The organism is Sporosarcina sp. P16b (assembly GCF_002743065.1).
In the GTDB taxonomy this organism is placed as follows: domain Bacteria; phylum Bacillota; class Bacilli; order Bacillales_A; family Planococcaceae; genus Sporosarcina.
In genome coordinates this window covers 222322-239732 of sequence record NZ_PDYO01000002.1, presented here as the reverse complement: position 1 = coordinate 239732, position 17411 = coordinate 222322, and the positions used below count along the sequence as shown (strand labels likewise).

16 protein-coding genes are annotated in these 17411 nt (G+C 38.4%); 14 read left to right on the top strand and 2 right to left on the bottom strand.

Features of this window, described 5'->3' with window-relative positions; genetic code table 11:
* Window positions 1–93 precede the first annotated feature (93 nt).
* The 7 genes from CSV77_RS04315 (at window position 94) to CSV77_RS04290 (ending at window position 7076) form a co-directional block, all read left to right on the top strand.
* Window positions 94–1467 carry an alkaline phosphatase gene (locus CSV77_RS04315; protein ID WP_369802727.1) on the top strand — a complete coding sequence of 458 codons (1374 nt, stop codon included), beginning with the start codon at window positions 94–96 and terminating at the stop codon, window positions 1465–1467.
* Window positions 1468–1679: 212 nt separating this feature from the next.
* The gene (locus CSV77_RS04310; RefSeq protein WP_158232023.1) at window positions 1680–2486 is read left to right on the top strand and encodes a conserved phage C-terminal domain-containing protein; all 807 of its coding nucleotides are present in this window, start codon (window positions 1680–1682) and stop codon (window positions 2484–2486) included.
* Window positions 2467–3747 carry a replicative DNA helicase gene (locus CSV77_RS04305; RefSeq protein ID WP_158232022.1) on the top strand — a complete coding sequence of 427 codons (1281 nt, stop codon included), beginning with the start codon at window positions 2467–2469 and terminating at the stop codon, window positions 3745–3747. The genes CSV77_RS04310 and CSV77_RS04305 overlap by 20 nt, the downstream gene beginning before the upstream one ends.
* The gene (locus tag CSV77_RS04300) at window positions 3744–4214 is read left to right on the top strand and encodes a hypothetical protein (protein WP_099672433.1); all 471 of its coding nucleotides are present in this window, start codon (window positions 3744–3746) and stop codon (window positions 4212–4214) included. Before CSV77_RS04305 ends, CSV77_RS04300 begins: the two co-directional genes overlap by 4 nt.
* The gene (locus CSV77_RS17230) at window positions 4211–4342 is read left to right on the top strand and encodes a hypothetical protein (protein ID WP_255407034.1); all 132 of its coding nucleotides are present in this window, start codon (window positions 4211–4213) and stop codon (window positions 4340–4342) included. The genes CSV77_RS04300 and CSV77_RS17230 overlap by 4 nt, the downstream gene beginning before the upstream one ends.
* A 207-nt stretch (window positions 4343–4549) precedes the next feature.
* Window positions 4550–6019: a methyl-accepting chemotaxis protein gene (locus CSV77_RS04295; RefSeq protein WP_099672432.1), complete on the top strand. Its 1470-nt coding sequence runs from the start codon at window positions 4550–4552 to the stop codon at window positions 6017–6019.
* 160 nt (window positions 6020–6179) lie between these two features.
* Window positions 6180–7076 carry an AEC family transporter gene (locus tag CSV77_RS04290; protein WP_099672431.1) on the top strand — a complete coding sequence of 299 codons (897 nt, stop codon included), beginning with the start codon at window positions 6180–6182 and terminating at the stop codon, window positions 7074–7076.
* A 92-nt stretch (window positions 7077–7168) separates the two neighbouring features.
* Here CSV77_RS04290 and CSV77_RS04285 read toward each other — a convergent pair whose 3' ends face one another.
* Window positions 7169–8524: an ATP-binding protein gene (locus tag CSV77_RS04285; protein WP_099672430.1), complete on the bottom strand. Its 1356-nt coding sequence runs from the start codon at window positions 8522–8524 to the stop codon at window positions 7169–7171.
* A 274-nt stretch (window positions 8525–8798) separates the two neighbouring features.
* Between CSV77_RS04285 and sda the strand changes: the two genes are divergently transcribed.
* A complete protein-coding gene (gene sda, locus CSV77_RS04280) occupies window positions 8799–8915 on the top strand; it encodes a sporulation histidine kinase inhibitor Sda (protein ID WP_099636188.1) in 117 nt (38 codons plus the stop codon).
* Between the two features lie 193 nt (window positions 8916–9108).
* Here sda and CSV77_RS04275 read toward each other — a convergent pair whose 3' ends face one another.
* On the bottom strand, window positions 9109–9492 hold the full coding sequence (locus CSV77_RS04275) for a VOC family protein (protein WP_099672429.1): 384 nt from the start codon (window positions 9490–9492) through the stop codon (window positions 9109–9111).
* A 989-nt stretch (window positions 9493–10481) separates the two neighbouring features.
* Here CSV77_RS04275 and CSV77_RS04270 point away from each other — a divergent pair.
* The 6 genes from CSV77_RS04270 (at window position 10482) to CSV77_RS04245 (ending at window position 17388) form a co-directional block, all read left to right on the top strand.
* The gene (locus tag CSV77_RS04270) at window positions 10482–11150 is read left to right on the top strand and encodes a helix-turn-helix transcriptional regulator (protein ID WP_099632156.1); all 669 of its coding nucleotides are present in this window, start codon (window positions 10482–10484) and stop codon (window positions 11148–11150) included.
* Between the two features lies 1 nt (window position 11151).
* Window positions 11152–11526 (top strand): Rid family detoxifying hydrolase, encoded by a 375-nt coding sequence (locus tag CSV77_RS04265; RefSeq protein ID WP_099632155.1) that lies wholly within the window; start codon window positions 11152–11154, stop codon window positions 11524–11526.
* Between the two features lie 563 nt (window positions 11527–12089).
* Window positions 12090–13520: an AbgT family transporter gene (locus CSV77_RS04260; protein WP_199203704.1), complete on the top strand. Its 1431-nt coding sequence runs from the start codon at window positions 12090–12092 to the stop codon at window positions 13518–13520.
* 209 nt (window positions 13521–13729) lie between these two features.
* A complete protein-coding gene (locus CSV77_RS04255; protein ID WP_199203703.1) occupies window positions 13730–14929 on the top strand; it encodes an amidohydrolase in 1200 nt (399 codons plus the stop codon).
* A 79-nt stretch (window positions 14930–15008) separates the two neighbouring features.
* Window positions 15009–16214, top strand: coding sequence for a MalY/PatB family protein (locus tag CSV77_RS04250; RefSeq protein WP_099672428.1), 1206 nt, complete (start codon window positions 15009–15011; stop codon window positions 16212–16214).
* A gap of 790 nt (window positions 16215–17004) precedes the next feature.
* Window positions 17005–17388, top strand: a complete 384-nt coding sequence (locus CSV77_RS04245; RefSeq protein ID WP_099672427.1) for a DUF302 domain-containing protein — start codon at window positions 17005–17007, stop codon at window positions 17386–17388.
* Window positions 17389–17411: the final 23 nt, after the last annotated feature.

Below are 17411 nucleotides of genomic sequence, written 5' to 3'. Positions count from 1 at the left end.
CCCTTTCCTTACCAAACATTTACACAGCCTTCTTCGTATATTAATAATCTTCTAGTAGAGTAAAAGTTGATTACACATACAGGAGGTTGTTTATTGTTGAAGAAGTTGAGTAAGACTATCGTGCCCGTCGTCATGCTATCCGCTGCTTTAATAGGTGGAGCCATCTGGACGGGGAATTATTCTGCGAGTTCAGCTGACGAAGTGAAAAATGATGACGCACCGGAAATTAAGAACATCATATTCTTGATTGGGGATGGCATGGGAAGTTCCTATACATCGGCTTATCGTTACTTCAAAGATGACCCGAAAACCCCTGAGATCGAGTTAACCGAGTTCGATAAATATCTAGTTGGTCAACAGATGACATATCCTGACGATGACGAGGAGTCGATTACAGATTCAGCGTCCGCAGCAACGGCTATGTCGTCAGGTGTCAAAACATACAATAATGCTATTGCGGTGGACAAAGAGAAAGAGCGCGTGCAAACTGTCCTCGAAGCTGCAAAAGAAGCGGGGAAATCAACAGGCCTTGTCGCCACTTCTGAAATTACACATGCCACTCCAGCCGCATATGGTGCCCATAATGAAAGTAGAAAAAATATGGACGAGATCGCCGATGATTACTACAATGAACGCATCAACGGTGAGCATACAATCGATGTTCTTCTAGGTGGCGGAAAAAAACACTTCGTCAGAGAAGATTTGAGCCATGCGCATTCATTCGAATTGGATGGATATGGATACGTCACGACAAGAGAAGAATTATTGAACAATAAGAATGACAAAATACTGGGATTGTTCGCAGATGGCGGCATGCCAAAGATGATAGACCGTTCGGCAGAAATCCCTTCACTGGAAGAAATGACGGTAGCGGCGATTGAGCGATTGAAGAAAAACGAAGAGGGATTTTTCCTCATGGTGGAAGGAAGCCAAATTGACTGGGCAGGACATGATAATGATATTGTCGGTGCGATGAGTGAAATGGAAGACTTCGAGAAAGCATTCAAGGCAGCTATCGAGTTTGCAAAAAGCGATCCCCACACATTAGTCGTTGCGACGGCGGATCACTCAACTGGAGGATTTTCCATAGGAGCAGATGACATATATGATTGGTCAGCGGATGCGATCAAAGCAGTGAAACGTACACCCGCTTTCATTGCACAAGAAATGGCAAGCGGTAACGATGTAGAAGAAACATTGAAACGCTACATCGATCAAGAAAGTTTGCCAATAGAGAAGAATGAAATCGAAGCCATCCAAGCAGCAGGTACAGAAGCCAGTGATATTGAAACAGCTATCAAACAGATTATCGACAAACGCTCTTATACGGGTTGGACAACTGGTGGACATACAGGTGAAGACGTACCAGTTTATGCGTATGGACCATCCAAAGAGCGTTTTACAGGTTTGTTAGATAATACGGATCATGCGGATATCATCTTTGAAATTATTGCGGGTAAGAAGTAAGTCTTGCGATCAACACTCTAGAGAAATATCTGTGGTTTATCACTACAAAAAAGAAGTTACAGCTCAAAAACGAGCCGTAACTTCTTTTTTTTGTGCGCAAATTTCAGCTTTGTAAAAATAAAAATAAGAAACCAGTATCCTTTTTGAATAATTCGTCTATATGACGTATGAAAGAACAAATAATCAAACAACTGAACAGGAGGCGCAAAGCAATGATTAGAAAAATTCAAGAGGTACGAATCCCATTTTCACCGGAGTTTGCAGCAATAGTTGGCATAAATGAAGCGTTGTTTCTACAGCAATTGCACTACCGATTGCAAATATCTAAAAACTACAACGAAGGCCATAGATGGGTGTATAACACGTATGAAGAGTGGACGCGTGAATTTCCGTGTTGGAAGATGCATGTGGTCAAGAGGCTAGTGAAAAAATTGGAAACGGACCAACTGATCATTACGTCTGCGTACAATAAAATGCCGATGGATCGAACGAAATGGTATCGGATTGATTACGAAAAGCTGTCACAGACGTGCGGTGAATTTGTACCCTTCGAGCAGACGGAAATGGTCGATAGAGTCGAACAAAAACGTCTGTCTGAGGAGAACGTTTTGCACCCAGCAATAACCAAAGAACTTAAACAGACTACAAAGAAAAAAAGATATAGCGAGAAAGATCTCGCCACTATTTCTTCTGTCATTGATTATTTAAACGAAAAAGCGTTCAAGCGATTCAAGCATACTACGAATACGACGATGGACCTTCTCCATGAGCGTATCGAAGAAGGCTACACACTGGATGATTTCAAACTAGTGATCGATACGAAAGTGGCTCAATGGCTCCACCATCCACAATTTCGCTATTACTTGCAACCGTCCACATTATTCAAAGCAGAGAAATTCGAAAATTATTTAAATGAAGCCCCAGCTGAAATGGTTCGATCGATCGGATTGGAAGCCTATACGTCACCAACATTAGATTTTGAAAAGGGAGAGAATGCATATGAGTTACGAATTTGCTGAAAAAAGTATACTAGGTTCGATGTTTGAAGAAAATTACTTAATTCTCGATAGTCACATGCAAGCGAGATTTTTCCAGGGGCATGTCCATCAAACTATTTATACTGTTATGCGGGAATTGGCGCAGGAAGGGAAACCGGTAGACTATATCACGGTTCTGACAAGGAGAGAGCCAAGCGAGCTTGGAGGAGTCAATTACGTATATGGACTCAAACGATTTGCGAATGTCGTACGTTTTGATGAATACGAAGAGATGATCATCGACCAATGGAAAAAGCAAGAAACGGCACGGATATTACAGCAAGCGATTGAGCATGAGTGGAGCGGGGATGACGTAGTGCATGTCCTAGAAGAACTGGATGAACTGAATAACGGCAGAGAGGTGACGATATTATCGGAATATCTAGTCACTCAATTTGAAAGACCGTTCTTGCCAGATCAAACAAAGCCTGGCATATCGACAGGACTAATCGATTTGGATAAAATCCTAAACGGCTTCCAAGACTGTGAGTACATCGTCGTCGCGGGTCGGCCATCTATGGGAAAGACGGACGTGCTCAATCACTTGGCACTGCAAGCCAGCAAAGATGGACATATGCCAATCGTCTTCTCGCTTGAAATGAATCGTAAAACAATGATTGATCGAATGATCGCTTCGACAGGTGAATACAATCGTTTACGAATGCGCGACCCGTATAAATATTTTACCGAACCACAAAAAGATCGATGGACACCCACGCTGAATCACTTGAACGGTGGGGGGATTCACATCAACGACAAAAGCGGTATGACCGTCAGGGAAATAAAAGCAAAAGCTCGGTATATCATCAAAACCAATCCGACGAAACGACCGATTATATTCATCGATTACTTACAAATCATTCGTCCTGAAGGCAATGTACACAATCAAACGGTAGCAATTGGACAGATCAGCAATGAATTAAAAGCGATGGCGAAAGAGTTCGACTGTCCCGTCGTCGTCTTATCACAGCTATCAAGAGCGTCTGAAATGCGGCATGACAAACATCCCGTCATGAGTGACTTGCGTGACTCAGGAAATATTGAACAAGACGCCGATGTGATCGCGCTTCTCCACCGTGAGGACTATTATGAAAGAGACAAAGCGCCAACGAATCTACTAGAAATCGATATTGCCAAACACCGTAATGGACCAACCGGCACGATCAAAACCATTTACAGCAAAGAAACCGGCAAGCTATATAACTTTGATGAAAACTACTATAAAAGGGGAGAAAACAAATGATCACCGTTCAAGACATGTTCGACTACGCACTAGAAATGGACTTATCACACTTAGCCAACAGCATCTACTGGGCCTTACAGAAAGATAAAGTCACATTCCAAGATGACAGTAAAAAACTACAAGCAATCGAATTTGACGAAGTGGAAATTAAGCGATTGATGGAGAAAAACGACTTGAATATCGGCAAAGTGAAACTATTTGTCATGGACGGCCCTGATGAGTGGTACGCTTTTTATCTGGCAGAGCATTCACTGGATGCTTACCGATTACATGAAGAATTATTCCGCGAACGACAACGAAAACTCACACGAGCCGATCGACTGATGATCAACCGCATGACCTTTATGGAAACGGGTGCCGAAGAATGCCTGTATGAGCATAAGAAAGAGATCATTGCGTACCCCGCATATGTGGGCCACGCAAAAGCGGGAGAGCGTGTGCTGTATCAGGTGGAGGTGGGTGCATGACAGTGGAAGAACGCGGAGTGCTGGTTTTGATAATTTGCTTGCGCTCGAATTATTCGATGAGTTATGTAGAAAAGATGGGGGACGACGAGTTGGAAGCATTGTATGAAAGGATTATAGCCAAGTGGTGATGGAAATTTACTAGATTATAGGAAATAGAGAAACATCCAAGACGTAGCTATACTTTCAGAAAACGTCATATAACTCTTCTGCTGAAAAGTTATATGAATATAATTGAATCAAATTACCTATTTATTTAGATTATTATAAATGATACCTTATACATAAGGGTATTCCATAACCCTCCTAGGCCTATTGCCATCAAAGGAGAATGAAAGATGAAAATTGAAGAACTAAAACACACGGATTGGATGAACAAAAACAACATTATGGCGCTCAGTTTTGGACTAACAGCGGGACTTGGACTCCTTGCACAAATCATTCTTCAGTCGTCCATGATTATTATTACATCCGTTGCCATTCCGTTCGTCGTGGCCATCATTTTTTACTTATTTATGAATCAATCAACTTTCATCGCAAGACGGTTTCCTTACATTTTAATTTTTTTGACTTTTTGCATTTCCATGAGTCTCATTTTATTCTCAAATGCTAACCTAGGGACGATTGGCGTGATTTATCTAGTCTTAGTGTTAGGTGCCGTTCATGGGAAAATGCATATTATTGGAATTGCCTATGTATTGAGCTTGATTGCACTGCTCGTGAACAATAGATATTTCATATCACCTGAAATCATTATTGGAAGCGGTTCCAATCTGATTCTACTTCACTTTCTCACTGCACTTTGTTTGTTTTTATTAGTGAGACAGAATGATCGTGTCTTTCATCACGTAGAAGAGCTTCTTGCACTTACGTCGGAGAAAGCCGAAGAAGAACAAATGCTGTTTGAGAAGCTTGACGCAGCCGTGACGAAAATCACGTCTAATCTAGCGTTTATTCAAACGAATGCGGCTAGGTCAACGACTTCCCAGCGCGAAATGTTAGAGGCGGTCAATGAAGTGAGTTCAGGTAGCCAACATCAAGCCGATCATATTTCGGAGATTGCTGAAAACGCGGAACAGACATATGAAGCGATTCAAGAGATTTCGACAGGCCTTGGTGAACTGGGCGACAAAACAAATGATGCAGGTAGTAAAGCGGAGGCGGGAACTGCACAAATGACTCAATTGAAAGAGAGCCTTGATACATTTGCCGTATTCTTTACAGATTTGAATCATACATTTGGTATTCTTTCTAGTAAAATTGACGAGACCAATGCGTTTGCAAGTTCCATTAAACAAATTACAGAGCAAACTAATTTATTGGCATTAAATGCATCGATTGAAGCAGCGCGTGCAGGCGAACACGGCAAAGGCTTTGCGGTAGTCGCAGATGAAATTCGTAAACTGGCTAGATTGACAGATGAGACACTTCAGAAGATCGACACAAATCTTGTGGAGTTAAATAGTACGAATACGATTGCGGTTGGAAAATTAGAAGAAGGGGTAAAGCAGTTGACGATGCAAAACAGTGTGGCGGATGAATCCAGTGCGTCATTTAACGTGTTGCATGAAGTCATGTCTGCATTGCAAAATGGGTTAGCTAAATTCATAAGTGAATTTGATGTCATTACGGGACGAACATTAACGATACGTGAGCGCACGGTAGAATTTGCTGCGGTAGTTGAGCAAAGCACAGCAGCAGTGGAAGAGTTAAATGCCACGCTGACTGAATTGGCAGGGGAGCAAGAAGAAATTGCAAACTATATTCATGAAACGCATGATGAAGCCATTGCAATTCGTGGAACGTAATGTAATAAGTAATGTACCATTTGCAAATGAACATCTCATATAAGGAGACAATTTACAAGATGACTAGTAGTATGGAATCCGTAAGGTGTCTTTGAAGTTTATCAAAGGCACCTACGTCCAATCAAGATTCTGAGATGACAGGAACAATAGAGGTGTATAAATGGGATTATTTTTTACAGTTATTTTACCAATCATTTCAGTATTCGCAGTCGGATTCATTTTACAACGAGTCAAAGACTTACATATCAAATCGATTTCTTCTCTTTCAATTTACATACTAACGCCAGCCCTTGTCTTTACTTCCCTATACCAGGCGGATTTCAATACGAGTTATATGACCATCCTGATTTATATGTTTTCACTTTTTTATGCGATGGTTTTACTAAACAAGGTGATTGCGAAAATCTTTAAGTGGGAGAAGAAAGTAGAAAGTGCCTCCATACTGGCCACAGGTTTCATGAATTCGGGAAACTATGGTTTGCCAGTCGTGTTATTTAGCTTAGGAGAAAAAGCGCTGCCGTATGCCATCTTCATCATGGTGATTCAATCGCTACAAAATAATTTCTTCGGTGTGTATTACGCGTCACGCAGTACGAGCGGAATAGGTCGATCCATAAAAATGGTCTTCAAAATGCCGACAACGTATGCTGCGATTTTCGCTTTCCTCTTCCAGTACTTCAAGATTTCCGTACCCGAATCGATTTTGTCTACGACGTCTATGGTCGGGGATGCCGCGATTCCCGTAATGATGATCTTGCTCGGCATGCAACTAGGATCAGTGATTAGTAAGAGGCCAAATTGGCAAGTTGTCATTTCGGGCGTAGTTTTGAAAATGGTCATTGCGCCTATACTTGCTTTTGTTTTCGTGCTGTTCGTGGGGTTGGATCCTCTAGTAGGGACAGTCCTCATCATCATTTCCGCAATGCCTACAGCGGCCACCACGACGATGTATGCGATTGAATTTGATACCGAGCCGGAACTAGTTTCGATGATCACGTTGATTTCTACGCTACTTAGTATTATTACGTTAAGTATTTTATTGAATGTACTGATTTGAACAAACTAGCCATAAACCATTCGAGAAAATCAAAAAAGAAGTAGGAGCCCTAAATGGCTTCTGCTTCTTTTCGTAGGGAGACTCATTCAATGTTATAAGCCTAGTGCTGATTTTGGTAAACTAACTGTAAAGGTCGTCCCTTTTCCAACCTCCGTTTGAAGTACTAAGTTCCCATTATGATCTCTAATGATTTTTTCGCAGATCAACAATCCCAATCCCGTCCCATCTACTTTTGATGACATGAATGGTTCACCTATTTGACGTAGAATAACATCAGGGATACCTGGACCACTATCAGCAACGTCGATAGTCACATGGTCAACATCGTCTTTCACATCAATCGTAATAGTTCCGGTTTCCATGGCCTCAACCGCATTTTGGATTAAATTAATAAATACTTGTCTTATTTTTAATTCATCACCAAAAATGGTCATTTTGGGATTATCCGATAGTACATGTATAGCAATGGCTTTCATGTCCATATCTGATTCGATCCGAACCTTAACACTTTCGATTAATTCCGTAATATTGATCACTTTTTTATTTACTACATGTGTTTCAGCTAAAGATACGAATTTGGAAGCGATTTGTTCGATTTCCTGTAATTCCTTTTTGATCCCGTCAAGTTGTAGTTGACCTGCTTCACTACGATTGTCGTCAGTTAAATCCAATAATTGTAAACGGCCTTGGACGACAGTAAGGGAAGTGCGAAGTTCATGGGCAATAATGGTAGCCAATTTTCCCGTGATGTGTAATTTATCTCTACGCGTATCATGATTTCGTAGTTCATTTTCAAACTGCAGTTGTTTGGATATTCCTGTGAAACGAAGTGACTCTTTTTTATATAAATGAGAAGGTAAGAAATGCGTATCCGTCATATGGTATTCATGGGTTTGCAAAAGTTCAATTAAGAGTGAACTGGATAAAGATACACTATCATACGCGCACACATTGATATAATTACGTGTGATATTAGCTACTCTAGAGAAAAATTCGTCAAAGTTTTGTTCATGTAATGCGATCGAAGGAACTAACGTTTTTATACTTTGAGGACGCCAAGTCACCAACCCCCACCCGCGAAGCACGTTATCTTCTTTCATATGAGGTTCAAAGAAGTCATGTAAATCCTTTAAAATAGCTTCAGGATTAAAATCTTCATGCGTTTCACATGCTAAGTCGGTATCAACAAAATAAATGTTAGCCATTTGTACTTCCGAATAACCGCTATTTCTAAGGTTTTCTTTAACAGATGCAAAACTCTGTGGCTGATCTACATACAAAATGACGTGATTTTTATCCAATCCTTCAGCTATATATGATGTAGCGTGTTCTATATACTTGTTACTGTCTGTATACGTATATACCACATGACCCACTAGTAACGATTCTATGCCTTTAGTCAGTTGCAAATTATTGCCTTCATCGACTAAGTGTGTGATACGTACCACTCCTTTTTAATAGATTGAAAAGTTAATTGAATTATAGCAGATAATTTATTAAAAGGATTTTAAATAGTTAGTTTCCTGGTATATTTGGTGCATTTTTACTAGTGCTTGTAAAAGAAATGGTGTTTGGAACTCTTTGTTCTGCTCTGTAGCTGGACGTGTGCCGAGCAACAAAATGAGTGAAAAAACTGATACGATTATGTACATAATGGTTTAAATGCTTGATTTAGGGGTATGGTAAACAAATAAAATTCATATACAAGAAAGTAGGGGTCTTATGCTAAACTTATCAAACGCAGCATTGCTCGAAGTTTATGAGCGCGCAGAGGAAGTACGTGTAGATCAAGCATTTATTGAACTGCTTGAAGAAGAAATGAAACGCCGTGGTATATAGATGCCGTGGCGTTTTTTTTGTTTAAGGAAATATCCAGTTTGTTGAATTAGAATGAATCCTACCTGCATTCGGACGTGTCCCAACCAACTAAATTTTAGCTTCTGAACGGATCTGACAATCGCAAGCGGTTCCCATGTACACGAATTGAAGTGAATGCAACACATAGTATGTTAACCTAACACACTTCTAGCGGTTATTTACTCTTTTCCATGACCGCAAAATAATTTTGTTCGCTATCGGCAAAGTTAAATACCCTCCCCGAAGGCATATCGACTATTTCTCCCACCGTAATATCTTCATTTGACAAGGTACTATGTAACGTTTCAAGATCTTCTGAGAAAAACAGCAAAGAAGGAGTGCCAAGATTCAATTCTGGCTGCATCTCAGCAAGCATTTCCTTGTTGTGAAGAACTATACTGGTTTCCGCTTCTTTGGTTGGAGCTATTTCAATCCATCTCATACCTTGACCGTTATCTTCATCTGAAATGACAGTAAATCCAACCTTTTTCGTCCAAAAATCCACAGCCTCATCTTGATTGTGTACATATAACATAATTTGACCGATTTTATTGATCATTGGTTTTGCTCCTTTTCACTTTTGTATTTAGTATATACGAGTTGATACGAATACAGTCAAAATTGCTTGTTTGTTGAATATTATTTATCGCAACATATTTTCGGGTCTGGTATATCTAATAGTACGTTTTTTAAAAGTAAATGACACCCTAATTGTGTAGGGACCTGGTACCTGTACGTACTTATAAGAATGAAACATGGGTCCGTGTTGACGGCGTATAGGACATAGATATAGGTATTAGAGGAATGTCGTAACTTATAAAAAGGATTCACATGCTAATTATGGATAAATTTGAATGAACTTCCCCATGACTTTCCGCGAGGGTTTTTCATCTACTCATCGTTGAGGTCAATCTGCATAGCTATTCAGTTAGACAGGTCTGTCATTCACCAAAAGCCCGTTAATATAACGATGTATATTTCACACATAACGAAAGGGAAGGGCCATAGGGGGATCTGAAGTGTTACAAGGGCTTGTCTGTCTGGATCAACTACTAGAAGTGACGTTATGTTAACTAAAGAAGCATGGAGAATACATATGTCTTTTCAAACAAAAATGATGTACAAATTAACAATTCACCTTCAGCACATAAACATGGTATTTTAATTGCGTTCAAAAAGTTATTAAAAACAACCACCAATCCGATTTTTCCTACGCTAAGGAATCATCGGCTTTATTTTTATTGGATAAGTGGACGTAGTGAATGTGAACTTGCTACCTAACAATAGAAACACCTCCTGTCCGAAAATACTCGCGAAGTTCTGTTAAAACAGCCATTTCATAGTATTTAAATTACTGTGATAAATGCGCCAAACTCTCATTTGTTGATTTGTCAGATAGCCATAAACTTTATAGCCTATAAAGAAGTTTTAATTACAACAAAATTTTAATGGTTAAAAATTTGTTGTAATTGAAATAACAGTCTGATAATATTGATTTTATAGTTATCCGAATAGTTGATTTACCTAGATAACGAGAGGTGGGAGTGGATGGAATTGGAAAAAGAAAATAAATTAGTTTTTGATCACGCGATTCGCACTGCTGATATTTTAGTCGAGATGTTTGGATCGAAGTGCGAAGTTGCTGTACACGATTTTAGTAGTCTGGAAAAATCGCTTATCCACTTGGCTGGATCAGTGACAGGTCGGGATGTTGGTTCACCAATCACGGATTTAGTGTTACAGCAATTGAAAAATGGGCATGGGGAAGATTTTGCGAACTACAAAACAGTATCTGGAAAAGGTTCCGTTATGAAATCATCAACTGTATTTTTGAAAGATTCTCACGATAGGGTAATAGGAGCGTTATGCATCAATTTTGATATCAGTTTGTTAATTCAACTGGGAGGTGAAGTTCAAGAAATTATTAGTTTCAAAGAGGACGTGCAAAGAAATGAAAACTTTTATACCGATGTACATGAAGTGATCCAATCAATGACAAGGCAAGCACTTGAAAAACACTTTAAAGCTCCTGCACTGTTGGATACTGAAGAAAAAATAGAAGTCATTAGGGAATTAGAGTCGAAGGGTACATTCTTAATTAAAGGTGCTACTGAATATATCGCTAGTGTTCTAGGAGTGTCGAAGTTCACTATTTACAACTACCTTCAGAAAGTTCGTATGGAGCAAAGTTTTAATAATAGTTTGGGAGATGATTAATATGTTCAAGAAGATTCATACCGATAATGCTCCAGCAGCAGTAGGTGCCTACTCACAAGCAGTAGAAAGGGATAATATTCTATTCATTTCGGGTCAATTACCTATTAACACAACTACCAATAAAATGAATGAAGATATCGTGGAACAGGCAGAGCAGTGTCTGGAAAATATAGAATCGATTTTGATAGCTGCCGGTTTATCTGCAAAAAATGTTGTGAAAAATACAGTCTACCTTACTTCATTAGATAAAGTAGTAGAAGTAAATGAAGTATACGATAAGTACTTCGGTGATAGTAAACCAGCTAGAGCCATGGTAGGAGTCAAAGAACTTCCCAAAAACGCTTTGGTTGAAATTGAATCGATTGCCATTCGTTAATAAATGACTTATAGCTATATTGGCATTTATAAAGGACTTCGTGAATTGTAAGAATTAGTGGAAGGTATTGAAAAAACAAACCGCTGTGCAATAGCTATAAGTAACGGTGCTCTAATGAAAGAATTAAGTTTTATCGCTTCTTCAGAGGGGACATTTGTCTGTCCCGAAGGTACGTTAGCATTTGCCGCCGCACCTTCGGGAAGATGGTTGGATTAAATAAGATGGACAAGTCGTTGTACTAAATACAGGGGCTGGAATTAAATATCCGAAGACTATTGAAATAGATGTGCCAGTATTTCAAAAGAAAGAAAACATTATAAGAAGTTAATTGGTTAAAAGATGTAGTATTCATTTGAAGAGAAATACTACATCTTGACATAATTAAACTTGAATGAAAGATGTGTAAGCGCTTTCGTTCGGTTCATGATTAGAAGTTTTTTGAGATGGGTACAAAATTTTAGTGCTTAAGTAATGTAAACATATAAGGCTTCCAAGTGAAATTGTTTTAGAATATATCCTTTAAATGATAAGAATACATCTAAATTAAAAAGGGGATTCTCATTATGGAAAAGCAATTTAAGGCAGATGAAAATCTAATTATTAATAAGAAAAAGTTCCAGTTGCCACATTTATTTTGGATAATGATGGGGATATTATTATTGGGCAGTATTGCAACATATATAATCCCAGCAGGTAATTTTGCGACGGATGAGGATGGGACTGTTTTAGGAAATCAGTTTGCGTTCCTTGGACATCAAACTCCTGTAAGTCCCTGGAAGATGATGATGTTAATATTGGATGGATTGAATGAGTCTAGCATCATTATTTACCTTGTTTTAGTATCGGGTGCAACAATTGCTGTACTACTCGCATCTGGTGCAATAGATAATATTTTGAACTGGGCTATTTTTAAATTACAAGATAAAGGGATGGGTATTTTAGTTAGTGTAATGTTTATATTGATGGTTTATATTGGTGCACTTGCAGGTAGTGATTCACTGATTGCATTAGTACCAATTGGTGTCATATTTGCTAGGAAGTTGAAACTGGATCCACTTGTTGCTATCGGTATTACAACTTTTCCGACCTTAATTGGATTCGCAACTGGACCTCAAGGCCATGTTATATCTCAATTGATGATTGGTGTTACACCTTATTCCGGAATCGGATTTCGGTTCATTTCTGTAAACTTATTTATGATTGTTGGCTTAATTTATCTTATGCGTTACATCAAAAAAATTCAAAGTAATGAAAAAACTTCTCTAATGTATAGTAATGGATGGAGAGCACACCAATTAGGTAATCAATATGGAGACGATGTAATAAAAGAAGAAAAACTTAAATTAACAAGTATTTTGGCACTATTGGTTTTTATTGCTCATTTTTTAGTGATCATCGCTTATTCTGTATTTGGAGGAGAACAGCTTTACCACTTCTTTACTGTTGTTGCTATAATAGCTGCTATCGTTATTGGACTATTGACTCGTATGTCCTTTGATGATATTGGTGAAAACTTTTCTAAGGGAATTGCTTCTATAGCTTTTATTGCCTTTATTATCGGTTTAGCTCGTGTTATGTCACTGGTTTTAACGGAAGGAAATATCATAGATACAATTGTTTTTACGTTGACAAAGCCGTTAATGGAGCTTAACCAAAGTTTTGCTACAATTGGAATAAGTCTAGTTGTCGCTATACTTAACCCGCTTATACCATCAGCTACAAGTAAGGCAGCGATTCTTGTTCCAATCATTGAACCAATTGCCAACACGCTGGGTCTACCAAATCAGTTAGCAATTCAAGCTTTCCAGTTTGGTGATGGTTTCACAAATCTAGTGTCTCCAGTGCTTGGTTGGACAATCGGTTCTTGTGTAATGGCAGGTGTACCCTTTACAAAATGGGTACGTTGGGTTTTCCCGGCAGTATTAATCTTCATGCTAATGAGCTTTGTCATTCTATATATACTAACAATTGTCGGCTGGACTGGTGGCGAATAAATAGGATGAAAAGTAAATGATTACAAATGCAAGTTTAATATACACTTTAATCCATTTCATCATACGAGTTTGACTTCACGTCAGTTTGATATGTGGTTTCGTTGTGAACTTCTTAAACACATATCTTGATGTAGCGATTTTTGTCACGATGAAATGGATTCACTTATATGATCTTAAATAAATGAGGGAAGGGCGATAACATGACGACAATGACAGAAATGAATACATTCATAAAAAACAGAGCGAAAGAATTAGAAGCAGAAACCATTCGCATTCGTAAGTATTTGTACGAATATCCAGAACTAAGTTCTGAGGAAGACGAAACAGTTAAATTTTTAAAAGATACAATAAAGGAATTAGGATTGGAAGTTGAAGAAGTACCTGGAAGCACTGGTTTCACCGTTTTATTTGATACAGGAAAACCAGGAAAGACATTAGGAATTAGAGCAGATATTGATGCACTTCCTATAGAAGAAAATCCGCAGAATCTTGCTGGACCAAGAAAGTATTTCTCTAAAAATCCAGGAGTTATGCATGCATGTGGACATGATGGTCATATGGCTATTGTACTTTCCACAATGAAAATACTAACAGAAATGAAGCATGATTTGAGTGGTAAAGTTTACTTTATTTTTGAAGAAGGGGAGGAAATTGGCTCCGGTATTGAGGCGATGGTTCAACACTTAGTTAATAGAGGAATCGATGCCATTTACGGCAACCACTTAACAGCGTTTATGGACAGTGGTTCAGTATGTGTTGATGCAGGTCCGAGAATGGCCGGAGGTAAATTAGTTAATTTCACTGTACATGGGAAAAGTGGTCACGGTTCACGTCCGGATCTATCCATTAATCCAATTTTTGCTGCAGCCAATATTTTAACTGGACTTACAAATGCATGGGCGAATCAAATTGACGTCACAAAAACGGTTACACTCGGATTGACGCAAATCCATGGTGGTGAGATAGATAATATCATTCCAGATAAGGTGAATATTCGGGGTTCCCTCCGATTTTTTGATGTGGAAGAAGGCAGAAAGGCTTTGGATATAGTAAAGAAAATTGCTGAATTTACTGCGCAGGCACATAATTGTACCGTTGAATTTGGAGAAAATTTCGAAATTGGTGGGGATCCGGTTATAAATGATGAAAAACTAGCGAAACTGGCGATTTCTGGTAATAAAGAAATAATGCCAGGTTCTGTCATACATGATGTAATCTGGTATGCGACTGAAACCTTTAGTGAATATAGAACAATAGCACCTACGCTTTTTGCTCTTATAGGTGTTCGTAATGAAGGGTACGGAAGTGGTGCAGAGCATCATAATAATCAATTTGATATAGATGAAAATGCGCTAATTAACGGAGTTTTGGCAACGTCTAAATTTGCAGTAGATTTTCTAACTAAATAATATATGATTCTTGTGAGTAGACGATTAAGATAGGAAGAAAAGGTATAAAAAGTACAATCTATATAAGGAAGTGTTAGAAATGGGATACGATTTTACAACAAGAGTGAACCGAAAAGATAAAGGTGCATTGAAATGGGAGCAAATGTATAAGTTGAATCCAGATGTGAGTGAAGATGTTATCCCATTGTCAGATGCTGATATGGAGTTTAAAAACCCACCTGAAGTGATAGAAGGATTAAGGGAATATCTAGATGAAGCAGTGCTTGGTTATACAGGTCCTTATGAATCCTTTTTAACGGCTGTAGTGGACTGGCAAAAAAGACGACATCAATGGGAAATTGAAAAGGAATGGATTGTTCCCACTCAAGGGATTTTATCCGCTTTCTATACAGCAATTCGTATGTTTTCAAAAAAGGGAGATGGAGTCATCAATTTTCGTCCCGTTTATTATCCGTTTAGTATGGCAATTGAGGATAATGAGCGTACGGAAGTAAATGTACCGTTACTTAAGAATAATGATGATTATACGATTGACTTTGAGGCTTTTGAAAAAGCTGCAGCAGATCCGAACAACAAAATATTGTTATTTTGTAGCCCGCATAACCCTGTGGGTCGAGTTTGGAAAAAGGAAGAGTTAGAAAAATTAGCAGACATTGCTGTGAAACATGAATTATATGTGATTTCAGATGAAATTTGGTATGATTTTATCATGCCAGGTCATCAACATACGGTGCTTGCAACGGTTAATGAAGAGTTAACAGATAAGTTAATTACTTGTACAGCAGCTTCCAAGTCCTTCAACTTGGCGGGGATGATGGCTTCTAGTATCATTATTTCAAATGAAAAAATTCGTGAACAATTCAAACAAGAATTGGCAGTAGAAACTGGGAATATGGTGGGCATTTTAGGATATAAGGCTTATGAATTAGCCTATACAAAATCAGAAGCTTGGCTTGATGAGTTGTTAAAGGTGATTGATACCAACCAACATTTAGTACATGACTACTTTAAGGAATATTTCCCACAAATCAAAGCACCATTGATTGAAGGGACTTATGTGCAATGGCTAGATTTTAATGCTTTAGGTTTGGATCAAGAAGAACTTGAATCATTTTTGCAGAAGGATGCCGCTTTTTTTACGACGTCAGGGTACATCTTTGGCGAAGAAGGCAACGGCTTTGAGCGGATTAACTTAGCATTGCCAACAGACGCATTAGAGGAAGCATTGCATCGTTTAGGTGCGGCATTAAAGAAAAGCAAAAAGTTAGAGCGTTTAAATAGATAAAATTTAAATAAATGATAGAGCAATGGATAAATTAACACTTTAGTTAACCCATTGCTCTATTTTTGATGGAAGAGATGTAGTTGCTACTTATTTGTGTGGATTTTAACATTTCTGTTTTTAAAAGTAAAATGATAGTAGCAACCTATTGTTAAGAGCTCTTTATCATTATAACTACAAGGTACTACACTTAGCTGTAAGATGTTGAAAGGGTATGTTTACAGGAGGAGATATAATTGTTAAAGAGGTTAGTTTTAGGTTTCATTTCATTTATATTAAAATATTCCTATTTAGAAAATTAAACATTTCAAAGACAACTCTTTGCGTAAGTAGTTAAAGGGTTGTAGCCTAGATCCGACTCGCAAAAAAGTTGCGCAATGGCTACAACTTTTTTGTGTGTTAAACAGAACTCTTCCTCTCAAAATACCAATGCAATCGATACTCATAAATCTCCCATACCCAACCAAACAAAACACACCATCTTCAAATAAAATCTTTCCTCTCGAAGATCCACTCCAATTCACTTAGCTCATCCGCATACTTCAAAAGAATCGGATACGTCTAGAACTTCTACTGGATGGTTTTGCGTCTTCGTTTGCTTTTGGTAGTGTTTATTTCCCGATTTCAATGGCTAATTGCTTTGGAAAATAAAATAGGAAATAAAACGATGACCGCTTTTGTTCTTCGTTATTTTCACTAAGTAGTAAAGGCTTATTTCCAGAAGAAATGTTTTGGCGTGATTAATACGGGAAGTTTAAGAAAAGAATGAGTACACAAGAGAGGAGCAATACAAATGTTTGATTACACAGTGGAAACAAGCAAGAGCAAGGATGAAGCGGTGAAGGATTTGGAAGCGAATCTGAAGGACGAAAAATTCGGTGTGCTCTGGAATTTCGATTTGACTGCGAAACTGCAGGAAAAAGGCACTGATTTCGATACACCATATACGATTCTTGAAGTCTGCAACCCGCAGGAAGCAAACCGCGTACTATCCGAAGATCTGCTTGTTGGGTATTTCCTTCCATGCAAAATTGTTATCTTTGAAGAGGAGGATACAACAAAAATAGGCATGCCGAAACCGAGTGCGCTGATAGAAATGGTTAATAACGACTCGCTGAAGGAAATTGCGGTGGATATTGAAAAGAGATTGATTGGCTGTATTGATAAGACAGTTTAAGCTAATTTTTTTACCGTACAGTG

Coding starts and splice junctions, on each gene's coding strand:
- CSV77_RS04300 (WP_099672433.1), top strand. CDS start 3,744: ATGATCACCGTTCAAGACATGTTCGACTACGCACTAGAAATGGACTTA.
- CSV77_RS04310 (WP_158232023.1), top strand. CDS start 1,680: ATGATTAGAAAAATTCAAGAGGTACGAATCCCATTTTCACCGGAGTTT.
- CSV77_RS04250 (WP_099672428.1), top strand. CDS start 15,009: ATGGGATACGATTTTACAACAAGAGTGAACCGAAAAGATAAAGGTGCA.
- CSV77_RS04255 (WP_199203703.1), top strand. CDS start 13,730: ATGACAGAAATGAATACATTCATAAAAAACAGAGCGAAAGAATTAGAA.
- CSV77_RS04260 (WP_199203704.1), top strand. CDS start 12,090: ATGGAAAAGCAATTTAAGGCAGATGAAAATCTAATTATTAATAAGAAA.
- CSV77_RS04270 (WP_099632156.1), top strand. CDS start 10,482: ATGGAATTGGAAAAAGAAAATAAATTAGTTTTTGATCACGCGATTCGC.
- CSV77_RS04245 (WP_099672427.1), top strand. CDS start 17,005: ATGTTTGATTACACAGTGGAAACAAGCAAGAGCAAGGATGAAGCGGTG.
- CSV77_RS04295 (WP_099672432.1), top strand. CDS start 4,550: ATGAAAATTGAAGAACTAAAACACACGGATTGGATGAACAAAAACAAC.
- CSV77_RS04305 (WP_158232022.1), top strand. CDS start 2,467: ATGAGTTACGAATTTGCTGAAAAAAGTATACTAGGTTCGATGTTTGAA.
- CSV77_RS04290 (WP_099672431.1), top strand. CDS start 6,180: ATGGGATTATTTTTTACAGTTATTTTACCAATCATTTCAGTATTCGCA.
- CSV77_RS17230 (WP_255407034.1), top strand. CDS start 4,211: ATGACAGTGGAAGAACGCGGAGTGCTGGTTTTGATAATTTGCTTGCGC.
- CSV77_RS04265 (WP_099632155.1), top strand. CDS start 11,152: ATGTTCAAGAAGATTCATACCGATAATGCTCCAGCAGCAGTAGGTGCC.
- sda (WP_099636188.1), top strand. CDS start 8,799: ATGCTAAACTTATCAAACGCAGCATTGCTCGAAGTTTATGAGCGCGCA.
- CSV77_RS04275 (WP_099672429.1), bottom strand. CDS start 9,492: ATGATCAATAAAATCGGTCAAATTATGTTATATGTACACAATCAAGAT.